Raw genomic sequence first — 15,654 nt, forward strand, 5'->3', positions numbered from 1 at the left:
CCCGGACCGGCCGGGACGGGGTGGCCGGGCCCTAGAGGGCGGCCTTGAGCGCCTCGGGGCGCATCGGCATGTCGCGCAGGCGCACGCCCACGGCATGCTGGACGGCATTGGCGATCGCGGGCGCCACCACCGTGGTGCCCGGCTCGCCCAGCCCCACCGGCATGGCGTCGCTTGCGATGAACTCGAGGTCCATCTCCGGCACCTGGTTCATGCGCAGCGGCGTGTAGGCGCCGAGGTTCAGGGCCTTGGGCTTGCCGTTCTCATACTCGGTGCCCTCGTGCAGGGCCATCGACAGCCCCCACAGGAGCGAGCCCTCGAGCTGGGCCATGGCCCCGTCGGGATGTGCCAGGGTGCCGGCATCGGCGACCGTGGTCAGCCGCTCCACCGTGATCGTCCCGTCGCCGCGATCGACCCGTACCCGGGCGATGCAGGCCACCCAGGTCGGCATGTTGCGCTCCTGGCCGAAGGTCAGGGCCACACCCATGCCCACGTCCTCGGGCAGGCTGTCTCGATCCGCCCAACCGGCCTTGTCCATGGCGCGTTCGAGCACGGCCTTCAGGCGCTCGGCCCCGCCGACGCTGTGCGGCGCCTGGCCGGCGTTGCGGCCCTCGGCCTTGAGCAGGGCGAGGCGGAACTGGGCCGGATCCTCGCCGGCGGCCAGCGCCAGCTCGTCGATGTGCTGCTCGACGGCCCAGGTGGTCCAGCCCGGTCCCACCGAGCGCAGGTAGCCCGGCACGAAGACCTCGTGGGCCTTGTGGTTCTGCTGCGCCCAGACCCGCTGGTCGCCCACGTCGTACCAGTGGTCGGCGCCGCTGATGGCGAAGGAGTCGACCTTGCCGCCGTTCTCGACCGTCTCGGCGAGAAACGCCGGCGCCATGGCCGCCGACGGCCAGCCGGCGGCGGCGGCATGCTCGGAGGCCACCACGCGACCGCTGTCGTCGAGCCCGGAGCGCAGGCGCTGCACCGAGGGCGAGCGCACGCAATCGAAGCGGGTGTCGTCGGGGCGGGTGAAGAGCATCTTCACCGGCCGGCCCAGGGCCTTGGCCGCCAGCGCCGCGGGGATGGTGTAGTCACCGTAGAGGCGACGCCCGAACCCGCCACCCAGATAGTACTGATGCAGAGTGATACGACTCTCGTCGACCTCGAGGGCCTTGGCCAGCATCCCGACCGCCAGCGTCTGCTGCTGGTTGCCGCAGTGCACGTGCCAGTGCCCGTCCTCCTCGACCACGGTGGCGTTGACCGGCTCGAGCTGGAAATGCAGCACGCTCGAGGTGGTGTAGGTGGACTCGACCACCTGGCTGGCGCCCTCGAGGGCCGCGGGCGCATCGCCGATATCGACGAACAGCGAGCCGTTGTCGCGGCTGGGGGCCGCGACCAGGGCCTGGCCCTGCTCCTGGATGTCCGCCTCGGTGATCGCGTAGCTGTCGCCGCGCTGCCACTCGACCTTGAGGGCGTCGGCGGCACGCATCGCCGCCGAGGTGCTGTCGGCGATCACCGCGAGCCAGCCCTGGCAGACGCCGGAGGGGTCGTCGAGCTCGATGGTCTGGCGATAGCCCTCGATCTGCTGTGCCGCGCTGTCGTCCACCGAGAGGGGCTTGGAGCCGAAGCGGGTCGGCGGCAGCACCGGACGGGCGTGGAGCATGCCCTCGAGGCTGACGTCGATGCCATAGACCGCCTCGCCGTTGACCTTGGCCGGCACGTCCAGGGCGCCGCCCTGGGTCCCCAGCACCCGGCGCTCGTCGACCGGCTTCAGGCGGATCTGCTCGAGCTCCTCCTCGGAGAAGGTGCGCTCGAGCCCGGCCCGGGCCACGATCTCGCCATAGCCGATCGATTGATCGCCGCTGATGACCCGGCCCTGGCGGGCGCGGCAGCTGTCGGGATCGACGCCCATCAGCTTGGCACCGGCCTCGATCAGGGCGATGCGGCCGGCCGCGCCGGCCCGGGAGAGCGGCAGGTAGCTGTGGTGCACCGACCAGCTGCCACCGGTGACCATGTAGCCCCACTTCGGGTCGCTGTCGACGTAGACCACCTCGATGGTGGACCAGTCCGCCTCGAGCTCCTCCGCGACCAGGCGCGCCAGGCTGGTGGCGACGTGCTGGCCCATCTCGGCCTTGGTGATATGCACCGTCACGGTGCCGTCCGGGGCGATGGCGTACCAGATCGTCGGCTCGTAGCGCCCGGCGGCCAGCGCCTCGCTGGCGGGGCCGCTCGCGGCGCCGGCGATGCCGGAGAGGCCGAAGGCGAGCATCGCGGAGCCGGCCATGGTGCCGATCAGGAAACCGCGGCGCGAGATGCCCCGCCCCTCGTCCCGGCGGGCCTCGACGGCCGCCAGCTGATCCTCAAACCTGGCCATGGGTCACCTCCTGTGCGCGGGCCGGGTCGAAGACGCCGACCCCAGCCGTGTCGGCCTCACGGGCCTGGGAAATCTCGGCGGCCCGCTTCACCGCCCGGTGGATGCGCCGGTAGGCCATGCAGCGGCAGAGGTTGCCGGCCATGGCCTCGGTGACCTCGGCATCGCTGGGGTCCGCGTTGCGGCTCAGGAAGTCCGCGGCCTGCATGATTTGGCCCGACTGGCAGTAGCCGCACTGGGGCACCTGCAGTTCGCGCCAGGCCTGCTGGAGGGGGTGGTCGTCATCGGCCGAGAGGCCTTCGATGGTGACGATCTCGGCGCCTTCGGCGGCGGAGACCGGCAGCACGCAGGTACGGGTGGCGGAGCCATCCAGGTGGACGGTACAGGCGCCGCACTGGGCGATGCCGCAGCCGAATTTGGTGCCGGTCATGCCGAGATGATCCCGCAGCACCCACAGCAGGGGGGTCTGGGGGGACACCTCGACGCTGACCGGTTCGCCGTTCAGGGTGAAACTGGCCAAGGGACTTCTCCTCAGGTGGTCGTCGGGACGGCGCCTGGCGCCGCGCTCGCGCCGTGAGCCGGCGTCTCTTGTCGGATAGCAAACGGCGATAATGTTAGCAGGCTGACAATTCGTGTCGACTCCCCCCGCCCCCTCTCCTCAACGCAGCGTCCACGCGCCCATGAAAAACCCCGCCTCGAGAGGCGGGGTCGTGGGGCGCGCATTGCCGACGGCGGCTTAGCCGAGGGTCTCGCCGGCCAGCATGAACCAGGTCTCGAGCACCGCGTCCGGGTTCAGGGAGACCGAGTCGATGCCCTGCTCCATCAGCCACTTGGCGAGATCGGGATGGTCCGAGGGACCCTGGCCGCAGATGCCGATGTACTTGCCCTGGGCGCGGCAGGCCTGGATGGCCATGGAGAGCAGCTTCTTGACGGCCGGGTTCCGCTCGTCGAAGAGATGGGCGACGATCCCCGAGTCGCGATCCAGGCCCAGGGTCAGCTGGGTCAGGTCATTGGAGCCGATGGAGAAGCCGTCGAAGTGCTCGAGGAACTCGTCGGCCAGCAGGGCGTTGGCCGGCAGCTCGCACATCATGATGACCTTGAGGCCGTTCTCGCCGCGGACCAGGCCGTTATCGGCCAGCAGTCCCACCACCTCGCGGGCCTCGTCGGGGGTGCGCACGAAGGGCACCATGATCTCGACGTTGTCCAGCCCCATCACCTCGCGGACCCGCTTCAGCGCCCGGCACTCCAGCTCGAAGCAGGGGCGGAAGGACTCGGAGATGTAGCGCGCCGCACCGCGGAACCCGAGCATCGGGTTCTCCTCGCCGGGCTCGTAGAGCTTGCCGCCGATCAGGTTCTCGTACTCGTTGGACTTGAAGTCCGAGAGGCGCACGATGACCCGCTGCGGGTAGAAGGAGGCGGCCAGGGTGGCGATCCCCTCGACCAGCTTCTCGACGTAGAACTCGACCGGGTCACTGTAACCCGCGGTGCGCAGATCGATGGTCTGCTGCAGGTCGGCGGGCAGGGTGTCGTACTCGAGCAGCGCCTTGGGGTGCACGCCGATCATGCGGTTGATGATGAACTCGAGGCGCGCCAGGCCGACGCCGGCGCTGGGCAGGCCGGCGAAGCTGAAGGCACGGTCGGGGTTGCCGACGTTCATCATGATCTTGAAGGGGATCTCGGGCATGGCATCGACGCTGGTCACGCGGCGATCGAAGTCCAAGAGCCCCTCGTAGACGTGGCCGGTGTCGCCCTCGGCGCAGGAGACGGTGACGTCGCGGCCGTCGGCCAGCACCTCGGTGGCATCGCCGCAGCCGACCACCGCCGGGATGCCCAGCTCCCGCGCGATGATCGCCGCGTGGCAGGTGCGCCCGCCGCGGTTGGTGACGATGGCCGAGGCCCGCTTCATGATCGGCTCCCAGTCCGGGTCGGTCATGTCGGTGACCAGCACGTCGCCGGGGTGCACCTTCTCCATGTCGTCCGGGGAGAAGACCACCTTCACCGCGCCGCTGCCGATACGCTGGCCGATCGCCCGGCCGGAGACCAGGGTGCGGCCCTTCTCCTTGAGCTGGAAGCGCTCGAGCTTGCCGCCCTCCTGTTGGGAGACCACGGTCTCCGGGCGCGCCTGGACGACGTAGAGCTTGCCGTCGTCGCCGTCCAGCGCCCATTCGATGTCCATGGGCCGCTGGTAGTGCTGCTCGATGATCACCGCCTGGCGGGCCAGGTCCATGATCTGCTCGTCATGGATGCAGAAGCGCCCGCGATCGGCCAGCGGCACGTCGACGGTCTCGACCGACTTGCCGGCGCTGGTGTCGTCGGTGTAGATCATCTTGATCAGCTTGGAGCCGAGGTTGCGGCGCAGCACCGCCGGACGCCCCGCCGCGAGGGTCGGCTTGTGGACGTAGAACTCGTCGGGGTTGACGGCGCCCTGCACCACGGTCTCGCCCAGGCCCCAGGAGGCGGTGACGAAGACCGCATCGCGGTAGCCGGACTCGGTGTCGAGGGTGAACATCACGCCCGAGGCGCCGGTCTCGGAGCGCACCATCTTCTGGATGCCCGCCGACAGCGCCACGTTCTCGTGGGCGTAGCCGCGGTGCACGCGGTAGGAGATGGCCCGGTCGTTGAACAGCGAGGCGAACACCTCGTGCACGGCGCGCTTGATGTTGTCGAAACCCTCGATGTTGAGGAAGGTCTCCTGCTGGCCGGCGAAGGAGGCATCCGGCAGGTCCTCGGCGGTCGCCGAGCTGCGCACCGCCACCTTGAGATTGGGGTGCATGGCCAGGAGCTGGTCGTAGCTCTCGCGCAGGTACTGCTCGAAGGTCGGCGGCAGCGGCGTGTCGATCACCCACTGGCGGATCTGGGCGCCGACCCGGGCGAGCTCGTTGACATCATCGACGTCCAGGGTCGCCAGCGCCTGGTTGATGCGGTCGTTGAGTCCCTCGTGGGAGAGGAACTCCCGGTAGGCGTGAGCCGTGGTGGCGAAGCCTCCGGGCACGGTGACGCCGGCATCGGCCAGGTTGGAGATCATCTCGCCAAGGGAGGCGTTCTTGCCGCCGACCCGCTCGACGTCCGCCATGCCCAGCTGATCGAACCACTGAATGTAATCGTCCATGAAACCTCCCAGAAAAATCGTCGACGAGTGCATCACACCGGTGGGCCTCGCTCGCGACACTCACTCGCGGGTCGTGGGCATGATGGGAATGTTGGCGACTCTACCAGCGGCCCGCCATATTCGCCATTGGTCTAACATCGAAGTCACTGGAGGTTTTTTACAACAGCAGGCCCAGGGGGCGATTTCTTGTAGTGGCGGGCCGCGCCGCCCCCCGCCGGGCCCTTGCCGCGGGGCCGTCCAGCCCCGACAATGACGCCTCCACCCGACCGGACCACAGCGACCCGCCATGACGCGTACTGCCTTCTTCATCTCCGACGGGACCGGCATCACCGCCGAGAGTCTCGGCCGCAGCCTGCTGGCCCAGTTCGAGAGCGTCGAGATCCGCATGCTCACCAAGCCCTACATCGACTCCCTCGACAAGGCCCGCACCCTGGTGGCGATCATCGAGGCCACGGCCGCCCGCGACGGCGAGCAGCCGATCATCATCGATACCGTAGTCGACGAGCAGATCCGCGCGGTGATTCGCGAGGCCCCGGGCTTCAAGGTGGATGTCTTCTCGACCTTCCTCAAGCCGCTGGAGGAGGAGCTCAAGGCCCACTCCTCCTATAGCGTCGGCCGCACCCACGCCATCGGCCGCGACGACGTCTACATGGACCGCATCCACTCGGTGCACTTCGCGCTGGACAACGACGACGGGGCCCGTACCCACCAGTATGACCAGGCCGACATCATCCTGGTGGGCGTCTCGCGCTGCGGCAAGACGCCCACTTCGCTCTACCTGGCGCTGCAGTTCGGCATCCGCGCGGCCAACTACCCGCTCACCGAGGACGACCTGGACGAGGACGGCAGCCTCAAGCTGCCCAGGGTGCTGGCCCCCCATCGCCACAAGCTGTTCGGGCTGACCATCGATCCCCGGCGCCTGGCGGCGATCCGCCACGAGCGGCGCCCCAACAGCCGGTACAGCTCCATGGATCAGTGCGTCCAGGAGGTCGAGCAGGCCGAGGGGCTCTATCGCCAGATGCACGTGCCCTACATCGACACCACCCGCTTCTCGGTGGAGGAGATCTCCACGCGGATGATCGCCGAGACCGGCCTCACCCGCCGCTTCTCGCCACGCTGAGTCGCTGCCGGCGGCCACAACGGATCATCGCGTCAGAGACCCTCGCCCCGACGGAGCCACATCGCCATGCGCATACTCGCCGCACAGCTTCATGTTCCCGCCATCGACACCCGAGAGCAGCAGCGCGCCCACGTCGCGTCGGTGATCGACCGGCTCGGCGAACAGCTGCGCGCACGGCCCGTCGACCTGATCGTGCTGCCGGAGCTCTCGACGATGGAGTACTCGAAGGAGAACTTCCAGCGGATCGACGAGTTCGCCGAATGCCTCGAGGGGGAGTTCTACGCGCGATTCGCCGCCTTCTGCCGCGACCACGAGGTGGCGATCTGCTATGGCACCCCTCGGCGGGAGGGGGAGCGGACCTACATCAGCCAGGTGGTGATCGACCGCCACGGTGACTACCTGACCCACTACGACAAGATGCACACGGCACAGTACGGCGATTCCCACGAGTTCGAGTACTTCACCCGTGGCGACCGGCTGGCCGTGTTCGAGATCGGCGGCGTCAGGGCGGGCATCATCATCTGCTACGACATGCGCTTTCCCGAGCTCTCCCGCCGCCTCTGCCGGGAGCTGGACGTCGATGTCATCCTGCACCCGGTGGCCTTCTCGAGGGACCTCTCCTTCCCCTCCTGGCACCCGTTCGTCACCACCCGGGCCCTGGAGAACCAGGTCTACTTCCTGAGCATCAACCGCAGCGGATCGCGTTTCGGAGCGTCGATGCTCTGCCCGCCGTGGATCGACGGCGTCACCCCTGCGACGGTGCTTGGCGATGAGGAGGAGTTCCGCGTCGTGACCATCGACCGCGACGTCATCGACGAGGTCCGCGCACGGTTCCCCTTCCGCCAGGACGTGCTGGCCGACTACGACCGCCTCGCCGTGCGCGGCGCCTAGCCCGGCGGGACCGCCAGACGGCCACCCCTCAGCGCACGACGCCCGCGCGCCTGAGCCTCGCGATGTCCTCCGCCGTGAGGCCCATCTCGGCGAGGATGGTGTCGCTGTCCTGGCCGAGCCGGGGCGGCGCGACCTCGCTGGTGAGCGCCTCGCCGTCGAAGCGCAGCGGGCTCGCGACCTGGGGTACCGCCTGACCGCCCTGATCGAGCGTCCGCCGCAGGCCGCGGTGGCGCACCTGGGGGTCGTCGAACACCTCGGTCAGGGTATTGATGGGGCCTGCCGGGATGCCGCGCACCTCGAGCTCGGCGAGCCAGGCGTCGCGCTCCCGGCCGAGCAGCCGCGCCTGGATCATCGCCACCAGCACCTCGCGGTTGTCGACGCGGGCGGCGTTGGTGGCGTAGGCGGGATCCTCCGCCCACTCGGGATGCCCCAGCAGCGTGGCCAGGCGGGCGAACTGGCCGTCGTTGCCCACGGTGAGCACCAGGTGGCCGTCGGCGCAGGCGAAGGCCTGGTAGGGCACGATGTTGGGGTGGGCATTGCCGTGACGCGTCGGTGACGCGCCGCTGGTCAGGACGTTGAGCGCCTGGTTGGCCAGCGTCGCGACCTGGACGTCGAGCAGCGCCACGTCGACATGGCGCCCCTTCCCCGTTCGCCCGCGCTCATGAAGGGCCGCGAGCACCCCGACCGCGGCGTAGAGACCGGTCATCACGTCGGTGATCGCCACGCCGGTCTTCATGGGCATGCCGTCGGGCTCGCCGGTGAGGCTCATCAGCCCGCCCATGGCCTGGATCATGAAGTCGTAGCCGGCGCGATGGGCATAGGGGCCATCCTGGCCAAAGCCGGTGATCGAGCAGCCGATCAGGCGCGGGTTGAGCGCCTTGAGGCTCGGGTAGTCGAGGCCGTACTTCGCCAGCCCCCCGACCTTGAAGTTCTCGAGCAGGATATCGGCCCCCTTGGCGAGCTCCCGCAGGAGGGCCTGGCCGCCGTCGCTCGAGATGTCCACCGCCAGCGACTGCTTGCCGCGATTGGCGCAGAGGTAGTAGGCCGCCAGGCGCTCGGCGCCCCGGTCGCCGTCGAGCCAGGGCGGGCCCCAGCCGCGGGTATCGTCGCCGCGCGTGGGGTGCTCGACCTTGATCACCCGGGCGCCCAGGTCGGCCAGCAGCTGGCCGGCCCAGGGCCCGGCCAGCACCCGCGACAGATCCAGCACCACCACGCCGTCCAGCGGTCCGCTCATTGCGATCTCCTTTCGCTCGGAGCCGTTCCGGGGTCGAGCCATCCGCTCACCCATGGCCCAGGATCTCCTCTCAGGCTTGCCCCCGGCGCTCCTCGCTCATTGATACAGGCGTTAGCCGGTGAAGGCCTGGAGGCCGGTCTGGGCACGCCCGAGGATCAGGGCGTGGACGTCATGGGTGCCCTCGTAGGTGTTCACCGCCTCGAGGTTCATGACGTGGCGGATGACATGGTACTCGTCGCTGATGCCGTTGCCGCCGTGCATGTCCCGGGCCACCCGGGCGATATCCAGCGCCTTGCCGCAGTTGTTGCGCTTGATCAGCGAGATCACCTCGGGCACCAGCTGCTCCTCGTCGATCATGCGCCCCACCCTCAGCGCCGCCTGCAGGCCCAGGGCGATCTCGGTCTGCATGTCGGCGAGCTTCTTCTGGATCAGCTGGTTGGCGGCCAGCGGGCGGCCGAACTGCTTGCGCTCCAGGGTGTAGTCGCGGGCGGCGTGCCAGCAGGCCTCGGCGGCGCCCATGGTGCCCCAGGCGATGCCGTAGCGGGCCCGGTTGAGGCAGGAGAACGGGCCCTTGAGCCCCTGGACGCCGGGCAGGCGGGCGTCCTCGCCGACCTCCACGTCCTGCATGGCAATCTGGCCGGTCACCGAGGCGCGCAGGCTGAACTTGCCCTCGATCTTGGGCGCGGAGAGCCCCTTCATGCCCTTCTCAAGGACGAAGCCGTTGACCACGCCCTCCTCGTCCCGGGCCCAGACCACGAAGACATCGGCGATGGGCGAGTTGGTGATCCAGGTCTTGGTGCCGTTGAGCCGCCAGCCGCCGTCTATGCGGGTGGCACGGGTGCTCATGCCGCCGGGGTCGGAGCCGTGGTCGGGCTCGGTGAGGCCGAACGCCCCCACCCACTCGCCGCTGGCCAGCTTCGGCAGGTACTTCTCGCGCTGGGCCTCGCTGCCGAAGGCGTGGATCGGGTACATCACCAGGCTCGACTGCACGCTCATCGCGCTGCGGTAGCCGGAGTCGACCCGCTCCACCTCGCGGGCGATCAGGCCGTAGCTCACGTAGTTGAGCCCGGCGCCGCCGTAGCCGTCGATGGTCGCGCCGAGCAGGCCGAGCTCGCCCATCTCGTTCATGATCTCGCGGTCGAAGCGCTCGTGACGGTTGGCCTCCAGCACTCGCGGCAGGAGCTTCTCCTGGCAGTAGTCGTGGGCCGTCTGGCGGACCATGCGTTCTTCTTCGCTGAGCTGGTCGATCAGGCGAAAGGGGTCGTCCCAGGTGACGGGCGTGATCTGGCTCATGGGGTTTCCTCGGATGGCGTGGCGATAATTTCTACATTTTCAACAAATGTAGACCAAGCCCACCGCCTTGCCAAGCCCCGGCCGCCGACTCGGCGCCGGACGACCCCGTTATCGGGGTAGCCGAAGCGACAGCTGGCGTCGGATCTGCCACCAGGCGAGCCCCCCGACCAGCAGGTTGGCGGCGAGCACGCCGACGAAGACCCCGCTGCTGCCGGCCAGGCGACCGCCCAGCCAGGCCAGCGGCACGGTGAGCACGAACAGCCGCACCACCGACAGACGCATGGCCAACGCCGGCCGGTGCAGGGCATTGAGCGACGAGACCGCGAGGATCACCACGCCCTGGGCGCCGAGCCCCAGGGGTACCCACCACAGGAAGCTGCGCAGCACCCCGGCCACCGCGTCGCTCTCGGCATAGCCCGCCACCAGCCAGGGCGCGAGCCCCTGCAGCGCGCCCCAGACCAGCAGCTGCCAGGCCAGCACGAAGCCGAAGCAGCCGAAGATCGCCCGGCGCACCCGGTCGTGCTGGCCGGCGCCGGCGTTCTGGCTGACCAGCGGCGAGAGGGTCATGGAGAGCGCCAGCACGACGATCTGCGAGATCGCCTCGATGCGGCTACCGACGCCATAGCCCGCCACCGCGGCGTGGCCATGCTCGGCGATGATGCGGGTCAGAAGCCCCAGGGCGATGGGCGTGAAGATGCTGGTGAGCGCCGCCGGCCCGGCGATGCGCCCAAGCTCCCGCCAGGAGGCGACGAGTCCCCTGGCATCGAGGCCGGCCAGGTCGAAGAGCGCGCGCAGTTCGCGATGGCAGAGCAGGACGGCCGTCATCGTGCCCCAGCTGAGCACGGTGGCCAGCGCCGCCCCGCGGACGCCGAGCGCCGGGAAGGGGCCGGCCCCGAAGATCAGCCACCAGTCGAGCAGCACGTTGAGGCTGGCGGCCAGCGCCATCATCAGCCCCTGGGTGGCGGTGTTGCCGTGGGCGCGCAGGATGCTGTTGAGCACCCGGGGGACGATCATCGCGGTCGCCCCCAGGTACCAGAGGCCCATGTAGTCGCGGATATGGGGCATCAGCGCGTCGTCGGCGCCCATCAGGCGGAACAGCGGCCCCAGGGTGGCGAGTCCCAGCAGCGTCATGGCCACGCCGGCGACCACGGCCAGCAGGGCCGCATCGGTGGCGCGGCGGCGCACCGTCGCAAGCTCGCCCTGCCCCAGCCGCCGGGCCACCACCGCCGAGGTGCCGATGCCCAGGCCAATGGCCAGGCTGATCACAGTGAACACCACCGGAAAGGTGAAGGAGACCGCCGCCAGCTCCTCGGTGCCAAGCCGGGAGATGAACCAGGCATCCACCAGGTTGAAGCTCATCATGGCGAGCATGCCGACCACCACCGGCAGGCTCTTGCGCAGCAGGGTCGCGGCGATGGGGCCCTCGAGCAGGTCGCGGCGCGCGGGGCGCGACGCCCGGGAGGCAGAGGGCGAAGGCGGAGAGGAAGGCGGTGCGCTCATGCGGGCTCTCGACGAGAAACGGGCACGAAAGTGTGCCCGTTTTCACCCCGGCCGTGTAGGCGTGGGCCGAAGCAGCCTGGCGGCCACTCAGGTCCGCGCTACTTCTTGCCCTGCTCCTCGCCCTGGCGATAGAGGGTCTGGATGCTGGAGAAGTCGAGGCGACCGCTGCCCTGGGCGCTGTGCAGGGCGAAGAGATTGCGCGCCTGGGAGCCCATCGGCACGGTGGACTGCGAGCCCAGTGCCAGCTCCCAGGCGAGCCCCAGGTCCTTGGCCATCAGGTCGGTCAGGAAGCCGCCCTGGTAGTCCCGGGCGGCCGCCGAGCCCTCCATCACCCCGGGCCAGGGGTTGTAGACGTTGAGCGCCCAGTTGCCGCCGCTGCTCTGTTTCATGATCTCGGAGAGCACCGCCGGGTCCAGGCCGTTCTTCACGCCCAGCGCCAGCGCCTCGGCGGTGCCCGACATCAGGATGCCCAGCAGCATGTTGTTGCAGATCTTGGCCACCTGGCCCGCGCCGCTCTCGCCGGCATGGAAGATGTTCTTGCCCATCGCCTCGAGCAGCGGCCTGGCCTGCTCGAAGCCGGCCGCGTCCCCGCCGACGATGAAGGTCAGGGTGCCGGCCTTGGCGCCTCCCACCCCGCCGGAGACGGGGGCGTCCAGGTAGGTGAACCCGCGCTCGGCGGCGGCGGCGCCTACCCGGCGCGCGTCGTCCGGCGCGATGGTCGAGGAGTCGATCAAGAGCGGCCGGTGCTCCAGGGCGTCGAGCAGGCCCGGGGCGCCGTCACGCCCCAGGTAGAGGCTCTGCACGTGGGCGCCGGCCGGCAGCATGGAGACGACCACCTCGGCGCCCGAGGCCGCGGTCTCGGCACTGGCGGCGCGGCTTGCGCCCTCGGCTTCCAGGGCCTGGATGGCCTCCTCCACCAGGTCGAAGACGGTCACGTCGTGGCCGGCCTTGAGCAGGTTGACGGCCATGGGGGCCCCCATGTTGCCCAGGCCGATAAAGGCGATGTTCATTGGCGTGCTTCCTGTGTCGTTGTGCGTTGTTATGGATCGCGTGGCGTCGACCGCGGCGGGGTCGCCCCGGGCACTGGCCGGCGTCGATCTACTGGCCGAGGTCGCGAAGCGGGTGCTCCTCGGGAGACCAGCGGCTGGTCATCAGCGCCTGGAGATCGGCCTCGGACACCTCGGCCACCGCGGCGTGGGACCAGCGCGGCGCCTTGTCCTTGTCGATCAGCAGGGCGCGCACCCCCTCGACGAAGTCCCCCTCCCGGCAGCACTGCACCGAGAGGCTGAGCTCCTCGCGGAAGGCGTCGGCGAGGCTCGTATGGGCATGACGCTGGAGCATGCGCCAGACCAGCTGGGCGCTGATCGGACAGCCGGCCTCGAGCCGCGCCCGGTTGGCGGCGAGCCAGGCATCCTCGCTGGCGTCGCGCAGGATGCGCTTGACGGCGCTGGCGGCGTCGACGCGCCCCACCAGCGACTGGAGGTGGTCGAGGTGCGGCCACACCTGCCCCGGCGGAGCCACGCGGCGATCCTCGTGGTCGTCGAGCACCGACTGCACGCCGGCACGCAGGGCCCGCGGGGCGCGATCCCCGTAGTCGGCTTCCTGCAGCGCGCCGAGCAGCGCCTCGCGTCGCTCGCGGGGAATGACGCGATCGGCCAGCCCCAGGTCGAGGGCGTCCCGGGCATTGAGCTGGGCGCCGGTGAGGCCCAGGTAGGCGCCCACGCCCGCCGGCATGCGCCCCAGGAACCAGCTAGCGCCGATGTCGGGATAGAGGCCGATGGTGATCTCCGGCATGGCGATGCGAGTGGTCTCGGTGGCCAGGCGCTGGAAGCCGCCAGCCATCAGGCCGAGCCCGCCGCCCATGACGATGCCGTCGCCCCACACCATCAGCGGCTTGGGGTAGGTGTGAATGCGGTAGTCGAGGCGGTACTCGGCGGTGAAGTAGGTCTCGGCGAACAGGCCGTCGCGCCCGGCGCCGCGATTCTCGCCCTCCTCGGTCAGCGAGCGGTAGAGGGCTACCACGTCGCCGCCGGCGCAGAAGGCCTTGTCGCCGCTGCCCTCGAGCCACACCGCCACCACGCTGCGGTCGACCGCCCAGGCGTCGAGCTTGGCCTCGAGCTGGCGGATCATCTCCAGCGACAGGGCGTTGAGCGACTTGGGGGCATTCAGGGTGGCCACGCCGATACGGCCGCCGTCGCGGGTGGGCAGCTCGTCGAAGAGCACTGCGAGGTCAGACATCTGGGATCTCCTATTGCAACGACTCGATGACGCCGTCGGCCAGCAGGCGGCGCGCGACGATCAGGCGCATGATCTCATTGGTCCCCTCGAGGATCTGGTGCACCCGGGTATCGCGCACCAGCCGCTCCAGGGGGTATTCACGAATGTAACCATAGCCGCCGTGCAGTTGCAGGGCCTCGTTGCAGACATTGAAGCCCATGTCGGTGGCGAAGCGCTTGGCCATGGCGCAATGGGCGGTGGCCTCGGGGTCGCCCTGGTCGAGGCGCCAGGCGGCATGGCGCACCATCAGCCGCGCCGCGGTGAGTTCGCTGGCCATGTCGGCCAGCTTGAACTGCAGGGCCTGGAAGCTCGACAGCTCGCGACCGAACTGCTTGCGCTCGGCCAGGTAGTCACGGGAGAGGGTCAGCGCCTGCTGGGCGGCACCCAGGGAGCAGCTGGCGATGTTCAGTCGCCCACCGTCGAGGCCCTTCATGGCGAACTTGAAGCCCTCGCCCTCGGCGCCGAGGCGATTGGCGACCGGCACCCGCACGCCGTCGAAGCTGACCAGGCGGGTCGGCTGGCTCTTCCAGCCCATCTTCTCCTCGTTCTTGCCGACCTCGATGCCGGCGGCGTCCGCCGGCACCACGATCGCCGAGACCCCGCCGGCGCCGCTGTCGGGCTCGCCGGTGCGTGCCATCACCACCAGCACCTCGGTGGCGCCCGCCCCGGAGATGAACATCTTGCTGCCCGAGATGACATAGTCGTCGCCGTCGCGGACCGCCTTGGTGCGAAGGCTCGCCGCGTCGGAGCCGGCCCCGGGTTCGGTCAGGCAGTAGGAGCCCAGCGCCTCACCGGCTACCATGGCGGGCACCCAGGTCTCGCGCAGCGCGTCGTCGCCCCAGCTGGCGATCATCCAGGTCACCATGTTGTGAATGGTCAGGTAGGCGGTGGTGGCAATGCAGCCCTGGGAGAGCTGTTCGAAGATCAGCGAGGCCTCGAGCCGCGAGAGCCCCAGGCCACCGTGCTCCTCGGGGGTATAGATGCCGAGGAAGCCCGCCTCGCCGGCCCGGCGGATGACGTCCACCGGGAAGTGAGAGGTCGCGTCCCAGTCGGCCGCATGGTCGGCAAGCTCGGCGCGGGCGAAGTCGGTGGCGGCCGCGGCCAGCGCCTTCTGATCATCGGTCAGGGAGAAGTCCATGGGGGAATCCCTCTTGTGTTCGGCAATGAATGAGGTCGGCTATGCATGCGTAGCGGTTCGAGGTGGGGGCCGCGCTGCCCGAGGGCCGATCGCCGGACTCCCAACCTAGCACTTGCTAGGTTTATCCCATATCACCCCATGGTCGAACAAGCACTTTACGTTAACGTCAACCTCGTCTAGTGTTGCCAGACGAGGTGGGAAACCGCCGGTTCACCACCCGGTCACAGGATCAACGTCATGACACAGTCAACCTCCCCGGAGACCGCGAGCGGCCAGGAGGCCCTGCCGCGCCAGCATCGCCAGTACACCATTGGCGAGCTGGCCAAGATGTTCGAGGTCACGCCCCGGACCATCCGCTTCTACGAGCAGGAAGGCCTGCTGGCCCCCCGTCGCGAGGGGCAGAAACGCATCTACAACGAGAAGGACCGGGTGCGCCTGAAACTCACCCTGCGCGGCAAGCGGCTGGGCTTCTCGCTGGGCGAGATCCGCGAGGTGGTGATGATGTACGACGCCATGCCCGACGGGAATGCGCGCCAGCTCAGGCGCCTGCTGGAGATCCTGGCCGATAAGCGCGCCAACCTCGAGCGCCAGCTGGAGGACATTCGCCTGATGCGCATGGAGCTCGACGACGTGGATCACCGCGCCCGGGAGGTGCTGCGCGGCCTCGGCCAGGAGGCCTGACGCCGACCGCGCCGAGCCGGCCGTCTCCGCCTCCATCGACCCCCTTCACGACGTCATCCTG

General features: G+C 69.5%; 12 protein-coding genes. 3 read left to right on the forward strand and 9 right to left on the reverse strand.

All coding sequences use genetic code 11. The annotated features are described in order from the left end of the window. Nucleotides 1-31: 31 nt before the first annotated feature. The 3 genes from FIU83_RS09520 to ppsA form a co-directional block, all read right to left on the reverse strand. The gene (locus FIU83_RS09520) at nucleotides 32-2,353 is read right to left on the reverse strand and encodes a molybdopterin cofactor-binding domain-containing protein (protein WP_152483837.1); all 2,322 of its coding nucleotides are present in this window, start codon (nucleotides 2,351-2,353) and stop codon (nucleotides 32-34) included. After that, nucleotides 2,340-2,870 carry a (2Fe-2S)-binding protein gene (locus FIU83_RS09525; RefSeq protein ID WP_152483838.1) on the reverse strand — a complete coding sequence of 177 codons (531 nt, stop codon included), beginning with the start codon at nucleotides 2,868-2,870 and terminating at the stop codon, nucleotides 2,340-2,342. Before FIU83_RS09525 ends, FIU83_RS09520 begins: the two co-directional genes overlap by 14 nt. Nucleotides 2,871-3,086: 216 nt before the next feature. Further along, on the reverse strand, nucleotides 3,087-5,459 hold the full coding sequence (gene ppsA, locus FIU83_RS09530) for a phosphoenolpyruvate synthase (RefSeq protein ID WP_152483839.1): 2,373 nt from the start codon (nucleotides 5,457-5,459) through the stop codon (nucleotides 3,087-3,089). Nucleotides 5,460-5,745: 286 nt separating this feature from the next. On the opposite strand from ppsA, the gene FIU83_RS09535 reads away from it, so the two are divergent. Together FIU83_RS09535 and FIU83_RS09540 are read left to right on the forward strand one after the other, a co-directional pair. Then, complete coding sequence (locus FIU83_RS09535; RefSeq protein ID WP_152483840.1) at nucleotides 5,746-6,579, forward strand: pyruvate, water dikinase regulatory protein; 834 nt, start codon at nucleotides 5,746-5,748, stop codon at nucleotides 6,577-6,579. 66 nt (nucleotides 6,580-6,645) lie between these two features. Further along, nucleotides 6,646-7,470 carry a carbon-nitrogen hydrolase family protein gene (locus tag FIU83_RS09540; protein ID WP_152483841.1) on the forward strand — a complete coding sequence of 275 codons (825 nt, stop codon included), beginning with the start codon at nucleotides 6,646-6,648 and terminating at the stop codon, nucleotides 7,468-7,470. A gap of 28 nt (nucleotides 7,471-7,498) precedes the next feature. Here the strand turns inward: FIU83_RS09540 and FIU83_RS09545 are convergent, their stop codons facing one another. The 6 genes from FIU83_RS09545 to FIU83_RS09570 form a co-directional block, all read right to left on the reverse strand. Beyond that, nucleotides 7,499-8,704 (reverse strand): CaiB/BaiF CoA-transferase family protein, encoded by a 1,206-nt coding sequence (locus FIU83_RS09545; protein ID WP_152483842.1) that lies wholly within the window; start codon nucleotides 8,702-8,704, stop codon nucleotides 7,499-7,501. A 111-nt stretch (nucleotides 8,705-8,815) separates the two neighbouring features. Next, on the reverse strand, nucleotides 8,816-9,997 hold the full coding sequence (locus FIU83_RS09550; RefSeq protein WP_152483843.1) for an acyl-CoA dehydrogenase: 1,182 nt from the start codon (nucleotides 9,995-9,997) through the stop codon (nucleotides 8,816-8,818). A 108-nt stretch (nucleotides 9,998-10,105) separates the two neighbouring features. Further along, nucleotides 10,106-11,497 carry an MATE family efflux transporter gene (locus FIU83_RS09555; protein WP_152483844.1) on the reverse strand — a complete coding sequence of 464 codons (1,392 nt, stop codon included), beginning with the start codon at nucleotides 11,495-11,497 and terminating at the stop codon, nucleotides 10,106-10,108. A 98-nt stretch (nucleotides 11,498-11,595) separates the two neighbouring features. Then, nucleotides 11,596-12,507, reverse strand: coding sequence for a 3-hydroxyisobutyrate dehydrogenase (mmsB, locus tag FIU83_RS09560; RefSeq protein WP_152483845.1), 912 nt, complete (start codon nucleotides 12,505-12,507; stop codon nucleotides 11,596-11,598). Between the two features lie 88 nt (nucleotides 12,508-12,595). After that, nucleotides 12,596-13,735: an enoyl-CoA hydratase/isomerase family protein gene (locus tag FIU83_RS09565; protein WP_152483846.1), complete on the reverse strand. Its 1,140-nt coding sequence runs from the start codon at nucleotides 13,733-13,735 to the stop codon at nucleotides 12,596-12,598. A gap of 10 nt (nucleotides 13,736-13,745) precedes the next feature. After that, a complete protein-coding gene (locus FIU83_RS09570) occupies nucleotides 13,746-14,912 on the reverse strand; it encodes an acyl-CoA dehydrogenase family protein (RefSeq protein ID WP_152483847.1) in 1,167 nt (388 codons plus the stop codon). 237 nt (nucleotides 14,913-15,149) lie between these two features. Here FIU83_RS09570 and FIU83_RS09575 point away from each other — a divergent pair, with 237 nt between their 5' ends. Next, entirely contained in the window at nucleotides 15,150-15,593 is a 444-nt protein-coding gene (locus FIU83_RS09575; RefSeq protein WP_152483848.1) for a MerR family DNA-binding transcriptional regulator, read from the forward strand. Nucleotides 15,594-15,654 lie beyond the last annotated feature (61 nt).

Origin of the sequence: Halomonas sp. THAF5a, assembly GCF_009363755.1 — a bacterium.
Lineage (GTDB): Bacteria > Pseudomonadota > Gammaproteobacteria > Pseudomonadales > Halomonadaceae > Halomonas.